This window comes from Trichloromonas sp. (assembly GCF_034006665.1).
GTDB lineage: Bacteria > Desulfobacterota > Desulfuromonadia > Desulfuromonadales > Trichloromonadaceae > Trichloromonas.
Genome location: NZ_JAVESI010000037.1, coordinates 16151 through 34724 on the forward strand (window position 1 = coordinate 16151; position 18574 = coordinate 34724).

Below are 18574 nucleotides of genomic sequence, written 5' to 3' on the forward strand. Positions count from 1 at the left end.
CAGCACCCGGGCAAAACCGCCGTTGGCGGCAAAGTGTGCTATCCTCAAGCCATGCTGAAGTGAGGAGCCGTCATGACGTTCCCCCGGATTTTCACCCTGTCGCGTCGCTTTTTTTTGGCCCTGTGGCCGGCGGTCTTTATCTGCCTGGGCATCGGCGCACCGGCCTTCGCTGAGGTGCGGGAAGGTTCTCTGTCGGAAGTGGTGGTAATCGGCGGCGACCGCGCCTATCCCCCTTATGAATTTCTCGACCGGAACGGCCGCCCAAGCGGCTACAACGTCGAACTGACCCAGGCCGTTGCCGAAGTCATGGGTCTACAGGTCGAATTCCGCCTCGGTGGCTGGTCGGAGATGCGCGCGGCCCTGCAAAGCGGCGCGGTCGACGTCTTGCAGGGGATGTCCTTTTCCGAGGAGCGCTTGGCCGAGGTCGATTTCTCCCTCCCCTCGGCCATCGTCAATCACGCCGTCTTCGCCCGCCGCGACTCGCCTCCGGTCAATACCCTCGCCGAGCTCGCTGAATACAGCGTGGCCCTGCATCGGGGCGGAATCATGCACGACTATCTGGCGCGAACCGGTTTCGCCGGGGAACTGCTGCTCACCGAAACCCCGGCCGAGGCTTTGCGCCTGCTGGCCGCCGGCAAGAGCGATTTCGCCATCGTCGCCATCGTCCCCGGCATGTACCATATCCGTGAACTGAAGCTGACCAATCTGCTGCCGACGATCCGCAACGTCGCCACCTACCGCTACGGTTACGCGGTGAAAAAAGGGAACGCCGAGCTCCTCTCCCGCCTCGACGAGGGGCTGGCCATCCTCAAAAAGACCGGCCGCCAGCAGGCGATTTACGAAAAGTGGCTGGGGGTGCTGGAGCCGCGCCCCCTGGACTGGCGCACCCTGAGCAAATACGCCGTTGTGGTGGTCGTTCCCCTGTTGCTGCTGCTCGGCGGTTTCGCCCTCTGGTCGCGCATCCTCCATCGCCAAGTGGCGTTGCGGACCGCCGACCTCACCCGGGAGATCGCCGAGCGCCGCCACGCCGAGGAGGAGTTGCGCCTGAACCAGCGGCAGCTGGTGCAGGCGGACAAGCTCGCGGCCCTGGGCACTTTGGTTTCCGGCGTGGCCCATGAGATCAACAACCCCACCGGCCTGATTCTCCTCGAAGCGCCCAAATTGAAGCGTTTTCACGGTGACGCCGTCAAGGTACTCGATCGCTACTTCGCGGAAAACGGGGATTTTCAATGCGGCGGCCTGCCCTATTCGCGCATGCGCGAGGAGGTAACGCGGGGGTTGGACAAAGTGCAGGAGGCGGCTAAACGGATCAAGCACATCGTCGATGACCTCAAGGATTTCGCTCGCCGCGACGACAACGGCGACCATACCCCCCTCGACCTGAACGCCGTCGCCCAGGCCGCCGTGCGCCTGACCGAGCCATCGCTGCGCAAGGCCACCACCCGTTTTCGTGCCGAATACGCCCAGGCTCTCCCCTCCATTCGGGGGAACGCCCAGCGCATCGAGCAGGTTCTCATCAATCTGCTGCTCAACGCCTGCCAGGCCCTGCCCGACCCGAGTCGCGCCATTGAACTCGTCACCCGTCACGATCCGGAGGGGAATCGGGTGATTCTCCAGGTGCGCGACGAAGGGAGCGGCATCGCCCCGGAAAACCTCTCGCGCCTGACCGATCCCTTCTTCACCACCAAGCGCGACAGCGGCGGCACCGGCCTCGGCCTCTCCGTCTCCGCCGGCATCATCAAGGAACACGGCGGCACCTTGGAATTTACCTCGGTTCCCGGTGAAACCCTCGTCACTCTCTCCCTGCCGATCCCCCAGGAGGAACCGACCCCGTGAATCCGACCCTTTATCCCGCCTTCGGTATCCTGCTGGTGGACGACGAACCGGACTGGCTCGACTCCCTGGCCCTGACCCTGGAAGCCCGCGCCGGGCTCACCCACCTGATCACCTGCGACGACAGCCGCCGGGTCATGGCCCTCCTTGATCAGGGGGGGATCGGCCTGGTTGTTCTCGACCTGACCATGCCCCATCTTTCCGGAGAGGCGCTGCTCAAGGAACTCGCCGAGCGCCATCCCGAGGTCACGGCCATCGTCCTTAGCGGTCTGAACCAGTTGGAGACGGCGGTGCGCTGCATGAAGCTCGGCGCCTTCGACTATTGCGTCAAGACCGACGAGGAGGAGCGCATCGTCGGCGCGGTGTTGCGGGCAGTGCGCATGCAGGAGATGCGACGGGACAATCAGGAACTCTCCAGCCGCCTGGTTTCTGGCGAGCTGCGCCACCCCGAGGCATTTTCCGGCATCGTTACCGGCGACCGGGGGATGCTGGCCCTCTTTTCCTACCTGGAGGCGGTGGCGCAAAGCCCGCAGCCGCTGCTGATTACCGGCGAGAGCGGCGTCGGCAAAGAACTCTTCGCCCGCGCCGCCCATCGCCTGAGCGGTTGCCGGGGCAAGCTGGTCACGGTGAACGTGGCCGGATTGGACGACACGGTCTTTGCCGACACCCTCTTCGGCCACCTGCGCGGAGCCTTCACCGGCGCCGAACAGGCGCGGCGCGGCATGGTCGAGGAGGCCGCCGAAGGCACCCTCTTTCTCGACGAAATCGGCGATCTCAGTATCCCCTCGCAGGTCAAGCTACTGCGGCTTTTACAAGAGGGAGAATATTTTCCCCTCGGCGCCGACCTGCCGAGGCGCCTCAAGGCCCGGATTATCGTCGCCACCCATCGGGATCTGGCGGCGCGGGAGGATTCCGGCGCCTTCCGCCGCGACCTCTATTACCGCCTGCGCACCCACCGCATCGAAGTACCGCCCCTGCGCGAGCGCCCCGGCGACATCCCGTTGCTCTTGGAGCACTTTCTGGACGAAGCGGCCCGCGCCCTCGGCAAGAAGAAACCGCCGGCACCTCGGGAACTGGCGCGCTTCCTCGCCGGGTACCCTTTTCCCGGCAACGTCCGCGAACTGCGGGCCATGGTTTACGACGCCCTCAGCGTTCACCGCGACGGGCCGCTGGCCATGGACGCATTCGTCAAGGCCGCGCGCCACGCCCCGGAGGCGCCCCCGACAGCTGCCGCCCCCGGCCGCAATCCCTTCGCCGGATTTCCCGAACTCCCCACCTTCGCCGAGGCCGCCGGTTTTCTGGTGATGGAGGCGATGGACCGCGCCGGTCACAACCAGACTCTGGCCGCGCGCCTGCTCGGCATCTCCCAGCCGGCTCTGCACAAACGCCTCAAGCAGATGCGCGAGGGCGGGGTATAACCGGTGGTTATAGCCATAACTCCAGGTTATGGACGAATCCATCCTATCGAATTTCTTACAAATTTTATCGTATGGTCGCCTCGGTTTATAACCTGCGGTTATAGCCGAGGTTCCCGCCTTTCTTGATCTCATCCTAAAAAATTCAATGATTTCAGAGGGATAAAATTTTTATCTGGCTTGGCACTCTCCATGCTCTAGGGAATAGGCAAGCGCGGTGTCGCGGAGACGACATCGGCAAACCGGACCCAACCAATGGAGGTGCCCCATGGCAATGTTCTGGATCCAATTCATCCTCGTTCTCGGTGCGGTACTCATCGGTATCCGCAGAGGCGGCGTCGCCCTCGGTCTGATCGGCGGCCTCGGCGTTTCCCTGCTCGTTATCGGTTTCCGCAGTTCCCCTTCCGAACCGCCCATCGCCGTCATGCTCATCATCCTGGCGGTGGTCACCGCCTCGGCCACCCTGCAGGTCGCCGGCGGCCTCGACTACCTGGTACAGTTGACGGAAAAACTGCTGCGCGCCCATCCCAAGTACGTCACCATCCTCGCCCCCCTTTCGACCTTCTTCCTCACCGTCTGCGTCGGCACCGGCCATGCCGTCTACGCCCTGCTGCCGGTCATCGCCGATGTCGCCTTCAAGACCGGCATCCGCCCCGAGCGGCCCATGGCCATTTCCAGCGTCGCCTCGCAGATGGGGATCACCGCCAGCCCGGTGGCCGCCGCCGTCACCTTCTTCCTCGGCTTTGCCGCCAAGGCCGGCTATCCGGTGACCCTCATCGACATCCTCTCCGTGACCATGCCGGCCGGGGTCATCGGCCTGCTCACCGCCGCCCTCTGGAGCTTCAACCGGGGCAAGGATCTGGACAAGGACCCCGAATACCAGGCCCGCCTGCAGGATCCGGAATTCCGCAAGGCGCTCGATGTGAACGTCACCACGCTGGACAAGCAGATCAGCAAGACCGCCAAGATCTCCGTCGCCCTCTTCTTCACCGGCGTCGGCACCATCATCCTCTTCGCCGTCTATCCCCACTTGCTGCCGCTCAACGCCGCCGGCAAGACCGTGCCGATGACTACCGTCGTCCAGTTCGTCATGCTCGCCTACGGTGCCTTCATCATGTTCGCCGCCGACGTCAAGGCCAAGGATATCGCCCACTCCAGCGTCTTCATCGCCGGCATGATCGCCGTCGTCTCGATCTTCGGCATCGCCTGGATGAGCGATACCTTCATCGCCGCCAACAAGAAGTTCCTGGTCGACAACATCGGCATCATGGTCAAGATCGCCCCCTGGACCTTCGCTATCGCCACCTTCTGCATCTCGGCCTTCGTCAAGAGCCAGGCGGCCACCCTCGCCATCACCCTGCCCCTGGGTCTGGCCCTCGGCCTGCCGGTGCCGCTGCTCTTGGGTTTGATCCCGGCCAGCTACGCCTACTTCTTCTTCGCCTTCTATCCCAGCGACCTGGCGGCCATCAACTTCGACCGCACCGGCACCACCCACATCGGCAAGTACCTGCTCAACCACAGCTTCATGATCCCCGGCCTGATCGGCGTCAGCGTCTCGACCATCGTCGCCTACACCATCGCCAGCGTGATTCTCTGATTTAGCGGTTTCTCGACAGCCAACGACAAAAGGCGCCGGACAGGGCGCCTTTTGCCGTTATGACAGCCGTCGGAGCGAGCGGAAGCATGTCGGCGGTTGGTTTGGAAAAAATTCGAGACGATCCAACTGAAATCGAAGATGAAATGAGGGCGAAAGCGCGCACCGGATTTCCCCTGCTCAGACCCCCTAGACACTCATAGCAAATATGCTATAATTTGGCCATGCACTGGACAATCACCTACGTCAGCGAAACCGTTCAGGCAGGCATCCTGGAAATGCCGGCCGGTTTGCTCGCCCGGTACCTTCGCTACACAGACCGGATGGAAGTATATGGCCCCGACTTGGGGATGCCTCATACCCGCGCAATGGGGGAAGGGTTGTTCGAGTTGCGGTTGAAAGCTTCCGAAGGGATTGCCAGGGTGTTCTTCTGTACGGTCATCGGACGCAAGATCGTCATGTTGCACCACTTCGTCAAGAAAACCGATAAGACGCCGCCCAATGAGCTGGCCATTGCGCGCAGGCGTCTGAAGGAGGCCAAAGATGCTTTCTCACAAAGAGCTTAAGGCGCGCGCCCTCGCCCGCGCCGAGGTGAAGGATGAATACGACAAACTGGAAGAAGAGTTTGCCTTGCTCGATGAATTTCTGAAAGCCAGGGCGGCGGCGGGCGTTACGCAGGCGGAGGTCGCCGAGCGTATCGGCACCACCCAGTCGGCCATTGCCCGGCTTGAATCCGGCAACAGTAGACATTCGCCATCACTCGCCACTCTGCGCAAATATGCCCATGCCCTTGGCTGTCGCCTCGAACTGCGCCTTGTCAAGGAATCCGCCGCCGGGGGCATTAACAACAGGGATAGATAAGTATCATGACCTCGGAACTCACGTGGGTCGACCAAGAGGAAGAGCGCTATCGCTTGACCTGTGAGGCACTGGCCGATGTGGACGGGGGAGTCGTCATCGACCAGAGCGAGGCACGGACATGGGCGGAGAGCCTCGGCACGAAGAACTCGTTGGCGGTGCCGCGCCGATGATGACCCGGGGGGGCAGGAAATGAGAGGGTTGGGGAGGGTTCCCACCGGCAACGTCGGCAAAATAAATCCGTCTCCTTTTTGCCGTCCATCACCGAGGCCGGGGCGCCTTCATGGTGGCCGGCGAGACGATCCAACTGAAATCGAAGATGAAATGAGGGCGAAAGCGCGCTTGTCGCCGGCGACAAAACCCTCTAGAATGTGTTGCAAACGCAATGCAAGGAGTTCGCCATGAAAACGGCCACGATACCGTCCCTCCGGGTCGATCCCGAACTGCGCGCGGCAGCCGAAAGTGTTTTACACGAAGGGGAAACCCTCTCCGGTTTCATGGAGAAAGCCCTGCGCGACGGCATCGAGCAACGGAAACTGCAACGGGAATTTGTGTCGCGGGGATTGGCCGGGCGTGACGAAGCCCGCCGCAGCGGCGAGTATTATTCCGCCGACGAGGTTTTGGCGAGCATGCGCGACCTGCTGGCCCATAAAGAGGGCGAAATCCGCAAGTGAGCTTTGCCGTCCGTTACACCAGGACCGCCAGGGAAGACCTTCTGCGGTTGTACGATTTTCTCCTGCAAAAAGACCCGCGCGCCGCTCGCGGCGCCCTCGAAGCCATCGAAAAGAGCATCGACGTCCTGCGCGATTTTCCCTTTACCTGCCGCAAGGCGACCCCCGACAACCCTTTTCTGCGCGAACTGGTGATTCCTTTCGGTGGCGGCGGCTATGTCGCGCTTTTTGAGATCGAAGACGATAAAACCGTAACTGTCCTCGCGGTTCGCCATCAACGCGAAGACGATTGTCGCTGAACGGACGTTTGCAATTTCTTGACTGAAACACAAAAGGCGCCTTCATAGGCGCCTTTTGTCGTGATAAGAGATGGTTAAATAATCTCGTGCCAGTGGTAACCGACGGCGATAGCGCCGTTAGATTTTTTATCAAAGTAGAAAAATCCCTAATCCGGAAGTCTAGCTCAATTTTTTCTTGTTTTAACGACATCACCTTTAACAGACCAACCAACTTGACCATAGATATAAGGGATATACCAATTCCAGCAGTGAATAACTGCATCTGTCATCAAATCACCATCACCCTTTTCCAAAGCATCATCGACAGCAGCTTCAACAGTTGGAGGTCCACCTGTTGGAATAAATATTATAATATGTTGGACATCTTTTCCTGTTACATTTTTTACACGGTTTGCTTTGTCAACTTCAAATTCTGACAAACGCGTAAGTTTATTAGAAATAACAGTAAAATCACCATGTCTAACTGTACATCCTGAAAATAGAACAGAAAGAAATACAATAATGATTAAAAGAAAATTTTTCATTGTGCACCCCCTCTTGTCTTCACAACATTTCCTTTCACTTCGAGAGTGTTTTGTCCGATAAGGAACCACCAACCTCGTGCATGGATGACTGCATCAGTGATTAAATCACCTCCGCCTTTTTCGAGAGCATCATCAACTGCATCTTCAAGGTGAGGCACCCCAAAAGGAATAAAAAGAAAAACAAATTTGGTATCCTTTCCGGTCACCCCTTTGACCTGTGGAAGAGAATCAAGGTCAATCTTGTCCAAATTAACATTTTGGGTAGAAATGGTGCTTAAATCACCTAACCGCACTGAACAGCCACCAGCAAACACCATGAAACCAATAAACAATAAAAAAAGCAGTGTTTTCGGGGTTTTCATCTAGACTCCTCCCATTAGAAAATTAGATGACCATCTTCACCTGTTGAGATTTGAAACGACAAAAACCGCCATAAGGGGCACCCCAAGGCGGCTAATAAATAAATCGAAAAAGAGTTCAGACATCCTGTCCCTCGCTTTGAAAGCCATAAAATAAAATCCATAAAAACCCAACTTGTTAGAAACATTAGCGAAAGATTCACCTGATAGCAAGAGCAAAGTTCGTGCTGCGCTGTCGTATGTCATTGTTGGTTAGATCATGAGTAGCTTTCTCCCTATGCAAAAGGGGCAGTGAGGGGGATCGGTTCTAGAAAATCAGCCCCGCGAATCGGCGGCGAGCGCCCCGTTCAGAAGTTTGTCGAAGGAAAAAATCGGCCGCCCAAAATGACGGGCCTGCGCCAGCAGCAGGCAGTCCACGACATCCAGGGCGTTTTCGCCATGAAGCCGCAGTCCGGCCACCAGCGCCTCTTTGTCCGGGTTGACGATGCCTTTATACCGCAAAAGTTCCGTTAAAATCGTGGCTGCTCGCGCCTTGGGTACCTGATAGAACTTGGTCAAGACGTAGACGCACTCGACCACGACACTTTCCAAAAGCAGCGCCTTTATCTCGCCGACGCGCACTTTTTCGAAAAAGGCCTTCGCTTCGGCAAACTGATCGGGGATGTCGGCGAGCAAGTAGCGCAGCACGACATTGGTGTCGGGCAGGGTTTCAACGCTCGGTGTCACGGGCGACCTCCCCCCAGACCTCTTCGCGGATTTCGTTCAGCGTCTTGCCCTCCCTGGCGTAATCGCGCAGAGCCCCGGCCAGGCACCGCACCGGCCGCAACAGCACCCGCCCCTCTTCAACCTCGATCTCGACCACATCCGAGCCCAACGCCTCGCGGGCATTTTTGGGCAAGGTGATCTGCCCCTTCGCCGTGACTTTCGCCGTAACCGCCATCGTGGCACCCTCCTTTGTTTGCATTGCTTTTCTGAATTGTAATGCGCATTGCCTGTCTGGTCAATGTCGGGTTGGGTTTGAAGGCTTGAACAGGGGCTCGAATGATGTTATCTGAAGAAGCAGGATTCAGTCAGCGAACGAAGTAATTCCGCCTGGATCCGTCCTCTTTTCACCGTAAATCTCGGATGGCTCGAAATGGATCATTCCACGATTGCCTCTGCCTATGATTCATTGGCCGAACGCTGGTTGGACGAGCGGCTTGGTCGGACTGACGGCGTGCGCCAACACGAGCGTGCGCTGGCCTTTCTTGACGACGGCAGCGAAGGCTGGGCGCTTAACGTCGGCTGCGGCTGCAATACTCGGTTCAACTCTATGCTGCGCGATCGCGGGTTGCGGATCGAGGGCATCGATATCTCCGAGCGCATGATTGAATTGGCCAGAGTCGCCGATCCCGCTGTCCTTCTGCATCATGCCGACGTCTGCGGCTGGCGAACCCAGCGAACCTATCGCTTCATCTCGGCCTGGGACAGCATCTGGCATGTCCGCCTGGAAGAACAACGACCGTTGCTGCTGAAACTCATGCATGCCCTGGAGGCCGGGGGCGTCTTTATCTTTTCCGCGGGAGGGCTTGACCATGCGGACGAGCACGTCGACTCGGCGATGGGGCCTCCCCTCTATTACAGCACGCTCGGGATATCGAGCCTGCTCGACGTCATCAAGGAAGCGGGATGCCTTTGTCGGCACCTCGAATTCGATCAGTATCCGCTGAAGCATCTCGTCGTCATGGTTCAACGACCCACCTGACCGCCATCCGGAATCACCTTATTTTCCCATTGCTTCGCGCCTCCCCCCCATGCTAGTTTTTAACCATCGGACAACTTCGGCCGGGCTGGTTCGCGCCCCGGCCTTTTTCGTTTCAGGCATTTCATGACCCCTCCCGTTAAACCCGAACTGCTCGCCCCCTGCGGTAGCCTCGAAGCCTTCTTCGCCGCCATGGAAAGCGGCGCTGATGCCGTCTACGCCGGGCTCAAGGAGTTTTCTGCCCGGGCCAAGGCGAAGAACTTTTCCCTCACCGACATGGAGCGGATGCTCGCCTACGCCCACCAGCGCGAGCGCAAGGTCTACGTCACCCTGAACACCTTGGTCAAGGAAGCGGAGCTGCCGCAGCTGGTCGACACCCTCGCGGCCTTGGAGGCGATGGGGATCGACGCGGTGATTTTGCAGGATCTGGCGGTGTGGCGGCTGGCGAAGGAGCACTTTCCCGGGATCGAGCTGCACGCCTCGACCCAGATGACGGTGCACAACGCCGCCGGGGTGCGGATGCTGGAGAAGATGGGCTTTACCCGGGGTGTGCTGGCGCGGGAACTCTCCCTGGCGGAGATCGCCGCGATCCGCGCCCGGACTACCCTGGAGCTGGAGCATTTCATCCACGGCGCCCTCTGTTTCTGCTTTTCCGGCCAGTGTTATTTTTCCTCCTTTCTCGGCGGCAAGAGCGGCAACCGGGGGCGCTGCGCCCAGCCCTGCCGCCGCCGCTACCGCTATCGGCAGACGGACGGCTACTATTTCTCGCCCAACGACCTCTCGGCCATCGATCTGTTGCCGCAGCTCACAGAAGCCGGAGTCATCAGCTTCAAGATCGAAGGGCGGATGAAGAGCGCCGAGTACGTCGCCAACGTCGTCGGCGCCTACCGGCTGGCCCTCGACGCCCCCGCCGCCAAGCGGAATGAGGCGGTCAAAGAGGCCAAGCAGCTGCTCAAGTCCTCCTTCGGACGGCCGCCGACCAAGGGTTTTCTCCCCGGCGGTATCCCCACCGACATCGCCGTTCCTTCGATCAAGGGGGCGACCGGCCAACTGCTCGGCGAGGTCGCGGCGGTGCGCGGTGGCGACGTCTCCTTCAAGACCCGCGACCGCCTGCACGTCGGCGACCGCCTGCGCATCCAGCCGAAGACCGACCAGGCCGGCACCGCCTTTACCGTGAAGAGCCTGCTGCTCGGCCGCAATCCGGTGAAAAAGGTCAATGCCGACAGCTACGTCACCGTCCCCTCCCCCTTTTCCGGGATTTTCAAGGTCGGCGACGGGGTCTTCAAGGTCTCTTCGGAGCAGGCCTTCACCATGAGCGAGGTCGCCTGCCGGCGCAAGTTGGAAGGGACGCGGCGGGAGCCGGCTCCGGTCGATCTGGACCTGTCCGTCAGCGCCGAGCGCATGCACATCGTCGGGACCTGCGGCGCCATCCGCGCTGAGGGGGATTACCCCCTGGAGAGCTACCCGGCCGGGGACTCCTCCCTCTCGCTCGACATCCTGCGCGCGGTCTTCGAAAAGACCGCCGACGAGCCCTTCGCCCTGCGCGGGCTGACCGCCGGAGCGCTGCCGGCGGTGGTCATTCCGCCCAAACGCCTCAAGGAGATTCGCCGCGACTTTTACCAGGCGCTGCGCCGGGAAGCGGAAGAGCGTCGGGGACGGACGCGCCGCGAGCATCGCCAAGCGGCTCTGGAATCGCTGCTTCCTGCCGCGCCGCGCCGCGCCGCCGAGGAACGACGGATCACCGTCGCCATCCGTGATACGCGGGACGCGCAAATCCTGGGCGATCCGGTGGTGGACCGGCTGCTTCTGCCCCTGACGCCGGGCAACGTGCAGGAGAGCGGCCGTTTGGGCAAGCGCGGCGGTGACCGGGGGGAACAGATCGTCTGGGATATCCCTTTCATCATCTTCGATCACCAGTGGGACGGCTACCGCGCCGCCGTCCGCGAGTTGGTGAACCGGGGCTTTCTCTCTTTCCGCCTCAACAATATCGCCCATTTCGAACTCTTCGCCGGCCTGGAGGGGCTTCACCTGAGCACCGGTTACCGCCTCTATAGCCTCAACAGCCAGGCGCTCCTCGCCTGGAAGGAGCTGGGCGCCGATGAGGCGACCCTGTACATCGAGGATGACCGCGACAATCTCGGCGACCTCCTGCAACGCCCCGTTGGCCTGCCCTTGGGGATGGTGGTCTACGCTTCGGTGCCGCTGATCACCTCACGCATCCCGATCAAAGGGGTGCGCGGCGACACGCCGGTGGTTTCCGACCGGGGGGACGCCTACCGGGTTCATAAATCCGGAGATTTGACGGTGCTGACCTCGGAGACGGACTTCTCCCTTTTGGGCCACCTCGGCGAACTGCAAGGTCTCGGCTGCGGCCGCTTCACCGTGGAACTGGGGCATCTCGGCCCCTTCTCGCCTAAAGGCAAGCAGGTCATGGAGGCGTTGAAGAAGGGGCAGTCGCTGCCGGGGACGAGCCTCTTCAACTATGAGTCGGGGATGGAATAGGGAGTCGGAGCGGAGAGGATGCCCAAGGACCGGAATCGTCTACTGATCATCAACAAAGTTGCGCCGGGCGTGGAGGGGGTCGAAAGCCTGCCGGTAACGCTGGCGAAGCGTTTTGGGCTCGATGCCTACGCCGTTCGCCAGCGCCTGCTTGGCCAAGGGCTTGCCTTGCTCGCCACCGGTCCTGATGAGCAACTCGAAAAGATGACGCCGCTCTTGGCGGAACAGGGCATCGAGCACTGGCTGGTCGATGCGACCCCGCCGCGCTTCGCCCCGGCGCGGGTGCAGGGCTTCCGCCTGGGGGGGGAGAGCCTGACCTTTCTCACCGGCGCAAAGGACATGACCCTCGACGGCGAATCGCGGGTGCTCGCCATCCTCGCTGATCTCAGCGGCGCCGTGGTCGACCGCAATCTCAAGCGTCTGCTGGTGCAGAACGCCTATCGCGGCGCGGCCGCCCTGAGTTACCTCGACGATGACGAGCTTATCAAGACCGCCTTGCAGAATCAGCCGATCCTTGATCTTTATCTGCTCGATGCCGACTACCGGGTGCGGGCCGGAGTGCGCATCTTTGCTGGGCGCTTCGATCCCCAGGGGCTGGAAGAACACAAGAGTTACAGTGTGGCCGGCAACCTCAAGGCGATTCTGCGCCTGATCCGGGAGCGTGCCGCCGACTTCCAGTTGCGCTGCGATTTCGGTCTCGCGGTCCTCCCCGGCTGTGCCCTCAAGCGCGTGCCGCTAGGGGAGGCGCCGGGGCGGGAGGAGCTGATCCCCCTGACCTGCTTCGGTTGGCTGATGGCCGACCTGTGGCGTCATCGGATCGCCGCCGAAAAAGCAAGTCGGGCTGCGGCGGTCGAGGTTCCGGCCGCCGCAGCCACCGTCATGGGCGGACCGGCTGCTGCCGTGGTCGCCACCGCCGCCGGGATCCAACTGCCGGGAATGAAGGAGGTGGCCGAGGCGCTGGGGGAGGAAGAGGCCGCCAAAGCAGCCCCGACGACTCAAGGCACACCCTTGCCCCTGCCCGAGGAGTTGCCGCCGCTGCGACGGCGTTCGGGACGGAGGCTGCTGCGGCTCTTGCTGCTGGCGGCAGGGGTAGGGATGGCTTTTTTCGGCGTCATCGGTGAGACGGTGACCGCCCTGGTTCGCCAGGGTCTGCACAACGGCCTGCTTCCCGCTCTCTTTGCCGGGGGCGCTTTCTGGGGGAGCTTCTACTACCTGCGCCTCAAACGCCAGCTGGAAAACCTGCCGACCAGCAAGATCCGCTCTGTCGCCATGGGCCTAGTCGAAATTCACGGCCGGGCGCGGCGCAAATATGCCTTGGTCTCTCCCATGACCCAGCAGCCCTGCGTCTTCTATCGGCTGCGTAAGCTGCGGCGCAACGACGAGAACCAGAGTTGGGATGAATACAGTACCAGCGATTGCGGCCCCGTTCCCTTCGAGGTTGAGGACGACACCGGCCGCCTCACCGTCGATCCCCAGGGGGCCGTCCTCAAGCCCCGGCATCGCCAGGAGGGGCTGCCCGGCCAGATGACTATGCTGTTGATGGCTTCCTCCGTCTCCGACCCGACGGAAAAATGGATCGAAGAAATCATCCCCGAGGGGGCTCCGGTCTACGTCGTCGGCTTCGCCGGGACGCCCAGTCAGTCGGGAGGCAGCCTGCGGGAGCGGACCGTCGCCGCCCTGCGCGAACTGAAACAGAACCGTCACCTGATGAACAAATACGATGCTGACGGCGACGGGCGCATCAGTGCCGACGAATGGCAGACGGCCCGCGATGAGGTCGAAGAGCGGGTGCTTCGGCAGTCCCTGGCCGAACGGGCAGGGGATGGCCCCCGTTCGGCACAGGTGGTGATCGGCTGTCCGGCACGCCGGGATCTGCCCTTCGTCATTGCCGAAACCGAATCGGAAGCGCATCTTACCCGGGGCTACGGCGTACTCAGCGCGGTCTTTTTAACTCTTGGTCTCGGATTGGCAGTTCTCGCGCTGTCCCGTCTGGTTGAGTTATAACTCTTTCCACCACTCTGCAAGGAGGCACTTATGACCCTCTTGATCACCCTCGGCGTCATCCTGCTCGTTCTGGTGTTGCTCATCCTCTACGTCATCGTCGTCTACAACGGCCTGGTGACGCTGAAGAACAACATCGACAAGGCCTGGAGCAATATCGATGTGCTGCTTAAGCAGCGTTTCGACGAACTGCCCAAGCTGATCAAAGTTTGCGAAGGCTACATGCAACACGAACGGCAGACCCTCGAAGCGGTGGTCAAGGCCCGCTCGATGATCGCCGGCGCCCAGGGAGAGCAGGAACAACTCGCCGCCCAGAACGCCCTGACCGATACCCTGCGCTCCCTCTTCATGGTCGTCGAGCGTTATCCTGAGCTCAAAGCCGACAAGGTCTTCAAGCAGCTCAGCACGCGCATCACCGAGATCGAAGAGATGATCGCCGACCGCCGCGAGCTTTACAACGAATCGGTGAACCTCTACAACATCCGTATCGAGCAGTTCCCCGACGTGATCGTCGCCCGCCTCTTCAACTTCGCCAACCGCGAGTTGTGGCGGATCGACCCGGCCCATCGCGCCGATGTCACCGTCGCGTTTCAATCCAACTGATGCGGCATTCGTCCGTTCAATTTCATCCCCAGGAGGCACTTTTATGATCCGTCACATCGTCTTCTTCAAATTCAAGGCTGACGCCACTGATCCCGCCATCGCCGATCTCGAAACGAGCCTTAATGGCCTGCCCGCACTGATCACCGAAATCCGCGCCTTCAGCTGCGGCCGCGACGTGCTGCGCTCGGCGCGTTCCTACGACTTCGCCCTGGTCGCCGACTTCGACGACCTCGCCGCCCTTGACCGCTACCAAGTACACCCCGACCATCAGGCAGTGGTGGCCAAGGTCAAGATGCTGGCCGAAAGTGTGGTGGCCGTCGATTTCAAGTGCTGAGCGAGATCGAAAGCAAAATAGCAAAACGGGACCGCTCTCTGGGGAGTCGGTCCCGTTCTCGTCTGGGGGAGGGAAGGGCGACTTAGAGTTGCAGGGATTTGATTTCGAGAAATTCCTCCAGTCCGAAGCGGCCGAACTCGCGGCCGTGCCCCGACTGTTTGTAGCCGCCGAAGGGAGCGAGGAGGTTGAAGCGGCCGCCGTTGATGTCGACCTGGCCGGTGCGCAGGCGTCGGGCGACGCGTTGGGCCCGTTCCCCGTCCGCCGACCAGACCGCCCCAGCCAGCCCATAGGGGGAATCGTTGGCGATGCGGATGGCTTCCTCTTCGTCCCGATAGGTCAGAATGGAGAGGACCGGACCGAAGATTTCTTCGCGGGCGATGGACATCTTCGGCGTTACCCGACCGAAGACCGTTGGCCGCACATAGTAGCCCGTCGCCAAACCCGCCGGTGCCTCGGCACCGCCGCAAAGCAGCTCGGCCCCCTCGGCGATCCCTTTTTGAATGTACTCCCGCACCCGCTCCCGCTGCACCGCCGAGACCAGCGGCCCGAGCTTGGCCTGGCCGCCCTTGGGGTCGCCGACGGTGAAGCCCCGCGCCCCTTCCGTCGCCAGCCGCGCCGCTTCGGCGTAGAGCGTTTCCGGCACCAAGAGCCGGGTGTGGGCCGAGCAGGTCTGCCCCGAATTAAGGAAGCAGGCGTTCAAAGTGCTCTTGATCGCCGTCGCCAGGTCGGCGTCGTCGAGAACGACTGCCGCCGACTTGCCCCCCAACTCCAGCGCCAGGCGCTTGACCGTCGCGGCGGCCAGCTCGGAGATCCGTCGACCGGCCCGGGTCGAGCCGGTGAAGGAGACCATGTCCACCTCGGGATGAGTAGCGAGCACCTCGCCGATCACCGGGCCGTAGCCGCTGACCAGATTAAAGACCCCCGGCGGGAAGTCGGCGGCGTCGATCAGCTCGGCGAGGATGAAGGCATTGCAAGGCGCGACCTCGCTCGGCTTGAGGATCACCGTGCAACCGGCGGCCAAAGCCGGGGCGAGTTTCGCGACGATCTGATGCAGGGGAAAGTTCCAGGGGGTGATGCAGGCGACTACCCCCACCGCCTCGCGCAGCACCAGCGAGTTGCCGACGGTCTCCTCGAAGGGGAAATCGTCGAGCAGCTTGATGGTGCTCTCCAGCACCGCGATGGGCAGGCCGACCTGCACCCGCTGGGTCATCTTCAGCGGCATGCCGACCTCGTCGGTGATGACTTCGGCCAGCTCCTCGGCCCGCGCGCTCAGGCCGCGCTGGAGTTTTTCCAGAAGCGCCTGGCGCTGTGCGACCGGCGTCGCCGCCCAGCCGTCGAAGGCGCGGCGGGCGGCACTAATCGCCGCTTCGGCATCCGCGCCGACCCCCGCCGGAATCCGTGCCATGACCTGCTCGTTGGCCGGATTGACGACCTCGATCCGCTCCCGGCCCCGGGGCTCGACCCAGCGGCCATCGATATAGAACTGTTGATACTCGCGCATGGTACTCTCCTGAGAATCCGATGAAAGGGGATGGGAGGAAAAATTCTACCAGCAAAATCCCGGCCCGCCACTTCCAACCGGCAACCGGGGTCACATCTTGCTTTCCGACACTTTCGTTTCCGCCCGCTTCACCGCCCGACTCACCGTCGCGTAATGGATGCCCAACACCTCCCCGATTTCCTTGAGGCTGTAACTGAAATCCACATGCGCCTGCCGGATCCTCCGGTCACGCTCGCCTCGCTTGTCTTCCCCGGCGAGCAGGTCGGCCAGCGGTGGCCGCGCCGCGAAACGCTGCTCACGAGGGATTTCAGTCGGTGTCCGCTGGTCATCCATGAGGTTCATCAGCTTCCGGGTGAAATCCCCGCCGCCGAGAAAGATCCGCCCGGTCAACTCATCCCAGGGATGGTCGTCCTTCGGCGCGGCGGCGACGAACTGCCGGTAATGGGCTTGGGCCGCCTCGCCGGTTTCCCCGAACTGGCCGAGAATCCAGTCGATTTCCAGCCATTCGGGCGCCTCCACCAGCCCGGCGGTCGCCTGAAAACTGCTCCAGGGCCAATCCTCCACCTTTTTTGTCAGCCTGGCGGCGACCGGGTTGCGGACGATGTAGCGGCAGAGTTGCAGCAGGTAGCTTTCCTTTTCGACCAAAATCGCCTTGAAGCGCCCCTGCATGACGTGCCCAGCCTGCTCGTGGCGGCGGTTGTAGGCCTGGGTGTAGACGCCGTTGAGCTGTCGCATGCCCCGCGACAGGTTGGGTTCGGGGGTTTCGATGAGCAGATGGTAGTGGTTGCCCATCAGGCAGTAGGCGTGGCAGCGCCAGCGGAAGCGGCTGACGACGGCTTGCAGAACCTTGAGAAAGGCCGCGCGGTCGCCGTCGTCGGCGAAGATGGGAAGGCCGGCGTTGCCCCGCGAGGTAACGTGATAGACCGCGCCGGGATATTCGATGCGTAACTGTCGGGCCATGGGGAAAGTCCTTTCGTGGAATTCTGGCGGAGCAAGATGCGACCCCGGTTAGGAGGGATGTTCGAGATTGACCATTTCCCGTTTTTGTTGTACGGTTTTTCTGTACATATCAAGGAGGTGTCACGATCATGCTGCAAACGACCTATACCAACGCCAGGGCGAATTTCGCCGGACTATGTGACGAAGTCACCGAAAACAGAGAGATCGTCGTCATTCGTCGCCGCAAGGGAAGCCCTGTCGCGATGATTGCCGCCGATGAATTGCAAAGCCTGGTGGAAAGCGCCTATCTGATGCGCTCTCCTAGAAATGCCGAACGACTGCTTTCCGCCTTGGAACGCGCATTAAAAGGGGTCGGAGAGGCCTCTTCCCTGAATTCGCTCCGTGCCGAGGTCGGGCTTGAAGACTAGGCTGCGGGATGCCGTTTTCCAGCCCGAATTCCGCGAAGACTTGCGGTATTGGGTCGAGACCGACCGCAAGCTTGCGTTACGTGCCTTCGATTTGATCGAAGCCGTCATGCGCGACCCCTTCTCCGGCATCGGCAAGCCGGAACCGCTTAAATACCTGGCGAGCGGAGCATGGTCAAGGCGCCTGACTCAAGAGCATCGGATAGTCTATCTCGTCAGGGACGACCGCATCGATTTCCTCCAGGCGCGCTACCATTATTGACCCTGTGCTCTTCTTTATTGTTTCGAGGGTGTTCCCCCCTCCTGCCGGAACCGCCCTCCAATTGTGTGTCGGAGCAAGATGTGACCCCGGCAGAGGGGTTTGAGACACCAGGCGGCATCGAGGATGTGGCCTTCACGCCGGGCGATTTCGATAATCGCGCTGGAATCGTCTTCCCGCCATTGCCGGGAACCGCAGGGGATCGGCTCAATGCGACTGTCGATCCGGGCGGCGAGGCGCCAGAGCAGATTGACGGCGCTGCGATCACGCAGATCGTCGAAGGGGGGGAGACAACCAGCAGGTCGATGTCGCTCCAAGGGTGGGTCTTTCCCGTCGCCTGCGAACCGAAGGCGACGGCAAGTTCCACGTCGGTGCCTATCTCTTTGAGGGCGGTGAGATATTTTCTGACCGAGATCAGAACAGATTGTTCAAGCATGGTTTTGATTTTATTGGAGAACCAAGGAAGATGCCACCGCAAAAAGAGAAGGTTCGATAAATAGTTTAAATCATTAGATTATTTGCAATTTTTTTCTTGCGCCGGGACGTGACATATGGTATATTCCTTAACAATTCCAATGCTTTGCGAGGGACGACCATGATTCACGTCAAAGACCACAAACAGGTCGACTTGTTCCATCCCTTTGAGCATCTCGGCCCGAAACGGCTCGCCCTCCTGGAATCCTCTTGGGCGCATCTGTTCCGGGAGGAGATCCTTCACA

General features: G+C 61.0%; 21 protein-coding genes and 1 pseudogene. 14 read left to right on the forward strand and 8 right to left on the reverse strand.

Features of this window, described 5'->3' with window-relative positions; translation table 11 throughout:
* The first annotated feature begins 72 nt into the window (after positions 1 to 72).
* The 7 genes from RBR25_RS13180 (at position 73) to RBR25_RS13210 (ending at position 6670) form a co-directional block, all read left to right on the forward strand.
* Positions 73 to 1836: a transporter substrate-binding domain-containing protein gene (locus tag RBR25_RS13180; RefSeq protein ID WP_432820016.1), complete on the forward strand. Its 1764-nt coding sequence runs from the start codon at positions 73 to 75 to the stop codon at positions 1834 to 1836.
* Positions 1833 to 3251: a sigma-54-dependent transcriptional regulator gene (locus RBR25_RS13185; protein WP_432820017.1), complete on the forward strand. Its 1419-nt coding sequence runs from the start codon at positions 1833 to 1835 to the stop codon at positions 3249 to 3251. Before RBR25_RS13180 ends, RBR25_RS13185 begins: the two co-directional genes overlap by 4 nt.
* 265 nt (positions 3252 to 3516) lie before the next feature.
* A complete protein-coding gene (locus RBR25_RS13190; protein ID WP_432820018.1) occupies positions 3517 to 4845 on the forward strand; it encodes an anaerobic C4-dicarboxylate transporter in 1329 nt (442 codons plus the stop codon).
* Positions 4846 to 5066: 221 nt separating this feature from the next.
* The gene (locus RBR25_RS13195) at positions 5067 to 5408 is read left to right on the forward strand and encodes a type II toxin-antitoxin system RelE/ParE family toxin (RefSeq protein ID WP_432820019.1); all 342 of its coding nucleotides are present in this window, start codon (positions 5067 to 5069) and stop codon (positions 5406 to 5408) included.
* Positions 5386 to 5703, forward strand: a complete 318-nt coding sequence (locus RBR25_RS13200; protein WP_432820020.1) for a helix-turn-helix domain-containing protein — start codon at positions 5386 to 5388, stop codon at positions 5701 to 5703. Before RBR25_RS13195 ends, RBR25_RS13200 begins: the two co-directional genes overlap by 23 nt.
* Before the next feature lie 398 nt (positions 5704 to 6101).
* Positions 6102 to 6374 carry a YlcI/YnfO family protein gene (locus RBR25_RS13205; RefSeq protein ID WP_432820021.1) on the forward strand — a complete coding sequence of 91 codons (273 nt, stop codon included), beginning with the start codon at positions 6102 to 6104 and terminating at the stop codon, positions 6372 to 6374.
* The gene (locus RBR25_RS13210; protein ID WP_432820022.1) at positions 6371 to 6670 is read left to right on the forward strand and encodes a type II toxin-antitoxin system RelE/ParE family toxin; all 300 of its coding nucleotides are present in this window, start codon (positions 6371 to 6373) and stop codon (positions 6668 to 6670) included. The genes RBR25_RS13205 and RBR25_RS13210 overlap by 4 nt, the downstream gene beginning before the upstream one ends.
* Before the next feature lie 164 nt (positions 6671 to 6834).
* On the opposite strand, the gene RBR25_RS13215 is transcribed toward RBR25_RS13210, so the two are convergent.
* From RBR25_RS13215 to RBR25_RS13230, 4 genes are all read right to left on the reverse strand, one after another.
* Positions 6835 to 7194 carry a hypothetical protein gene (locus RBR25_RS13215; RefSeq protein ID WP_432820023.1) on the reverse strand — a complete coding sequence of 120 codons (360 nt, stop codon included), beginning with the start codon at positions 7192 to 7194 and terminating at the stop codon, positions 6835 to 6837.
* Entirely contained in the window at positions 7191 to 7556 is a 366-nt protein-coding gene (locus RBR25_RS13220; protein ID WP_432820024.1) for a hypothetical protein, read from the reverse strand. The genes RBR25_RS13215 and RBR25_RS13220 overlap by 4 nt, the downstream gene beginning before the upstream one ends.
* Positions 7557 to 7868: 312 nt before the next feature.
* Positions 7869 to 8279, reverse strand: a complete 411-nt coding sequence (locus RBR25_RS13225; RefSeq protein ID WP_432820025.1) for a PIN domain-containing protein — start codon at positions 8277 to 8279, stop codon at positions 7869 to 7871.
* A complete protein-coding gene (locus RBR25_RS13230; protein WP_432820026.1) occupies positions 8263 to 8493 on the reverse strand; it encodes an AbrB/MazE/SpoVT family DNA-binding domain-containing protein in 231 nt (76 codons plus the stop codon). The genes RBR25_RS13225 and RBR25_RS13230 overlap by 17 nt, the downstream gene beginning before the upstream one ends.
* 195 nt (positions 8494 to 8688) lie before the next feature.
* Here RBR25_RS13230 and RBR25_RS13235 point away from each other — a divergent pair, with 195 nt between their 5' ends.
* The 5 genes from RBR25_RS13235 to RBR25_RS13255 all read left to right on the forward strand — a co-directional run bounded on the left by RBR25_RS13235 (position 8689) and on the right by RBR25_RS13255 (position 14731).
* Positions 8689 to 9297, forward strand: a complete 609-nt coding sequence (locus tag RBR25_RS13235; protein WP_432820027.1) for a class I SAM-dependent DNA methyltransferase — start codon at positions 8689 to 8691, stop codon at positions 9295 to 9297.
* Positions 9298 to 9420: 123 nt separating this feature from the next.
* A complete protein-coding gene (locus tag RBR25_RS13240; protein WP_432820028.1) occupies positions 9421 to 11796 on the forward strand; it encodes a peptidase U32 family protein in 2376 nt (791 codons plus the stop codon).
* Positions 11797 to 11814: 18 nt separating this feature from the next.
* Positions 11815 to 13797, forward strand: a complete 1983-nt coding sequence (locus tag RBR25_RS13245) for a hypothetical protein (protein WP_432820029.1) — start codon at positions 11815 to 11817, stop codon at positions 13795 to 13797.
* A 30-nt stretch (positions 13798 to 13827) separates the two neighbouring features.
* The gene (locus tag RBR25_RS13250; protein WP_432820030.1) at positions 13828 to 14397 is read left to right on the forward strand and encodes a LemA family protein; all 570 of its coding nucleotides are present in this window, start codon (positions 13828 to 13830) and stop codon (positions 14395 to 14397) included.
* Between the two features lie 43 nt (positions 14398 to 14440).
* Positions 14441 to 14731, forward strand: coding sequence for a Dabb family protein (locus RBR25_RS13255; protein WP_432820031.1), 291 nt, complete (start codon positions 14441 to 14443; stop codon positions 14729 to 14731).
* An 82-nt stretch (positions 14732 to 14813) separates the two neighbouring features.
* Here the strand turns inward: RBR25_RS13255 and RBR25_RS13260 are convergent, their stop codons facing one another.
* Positions 14814 to 16232, reverse strand: a complete 1419-nt coding sequence (locus tag RBR25_RS13260; RefSeq protein WP_432820032.1) for an aldehyde dehydrogenase family protein — start codon at positions 16230 to 16232, stop codon at positions 14814 to 14816.
* Positions 16233 to 16322: 90 nt separating this feature from the next.
* On the reverse strand, positions 16323 to 17192 hold the full coding sequence (locus tag RBR25_RS13265) for an REP-associated tyrosine transposase (protein WP_432820033.1): 870 nt from the start codon (positions 17190 to 17192) through the stop codon (positions 16323 to 16325).
* Between the two features lie 128 nt (positions 17193 to 17320).
* Between RBR25_RS13265 and RBR25_RS13270 the strand changes: the two genes are divergently transcribed.
* A complete protein-coding gene (locus tag RBR25_RS13270) occupies positions 17321 to 17599 on the forward strand; it encodes a type II toxin-antitoxin system Phd/YefM family antitoxin (RefSeq protein WP_432820034.1) in 279 nt (92 codons plus the stop codon).
* Complete coding sequence (locus tag RBR25_RS13275) at positions 17589 to 17858, forward strand: Txe/YoeB family addiction module toxin (RefSeq protein WP_432820035.1); 270 nt, start codon at positions 17589 to 17591, stop codon at positions 17856 to 17858. Before RBR25_RS13270 ends, RBR25_RS13275 begins: the two co-directional genes overlap by 11 nt.
* A gap of 14 nt (positions 17859 to 17872) precedes the next feature.
* Here RBR25_RS13275 and RBR25_RS13280 read toward each other — a convergent pair whose 3' ends face one another.
* Entirely contained in the window at positions 17873 to 18172 is a 300-nt protein-coding gene (locus RBR25_RS13280) for a hypothetical protein (RefSeq protein WP_432820036.1), read from the reverse strand.
* Positions 18173 to 18192: 20 nt separating this feature from the next.
* Positions 18193 to 18291, reverse strand: a pseudogene (locus RBR25_RS13285) (hypothetical protein); the annotation flags it as partial.
* Positions 18292 to 18574: the final 283 nt, after the last annotated feature.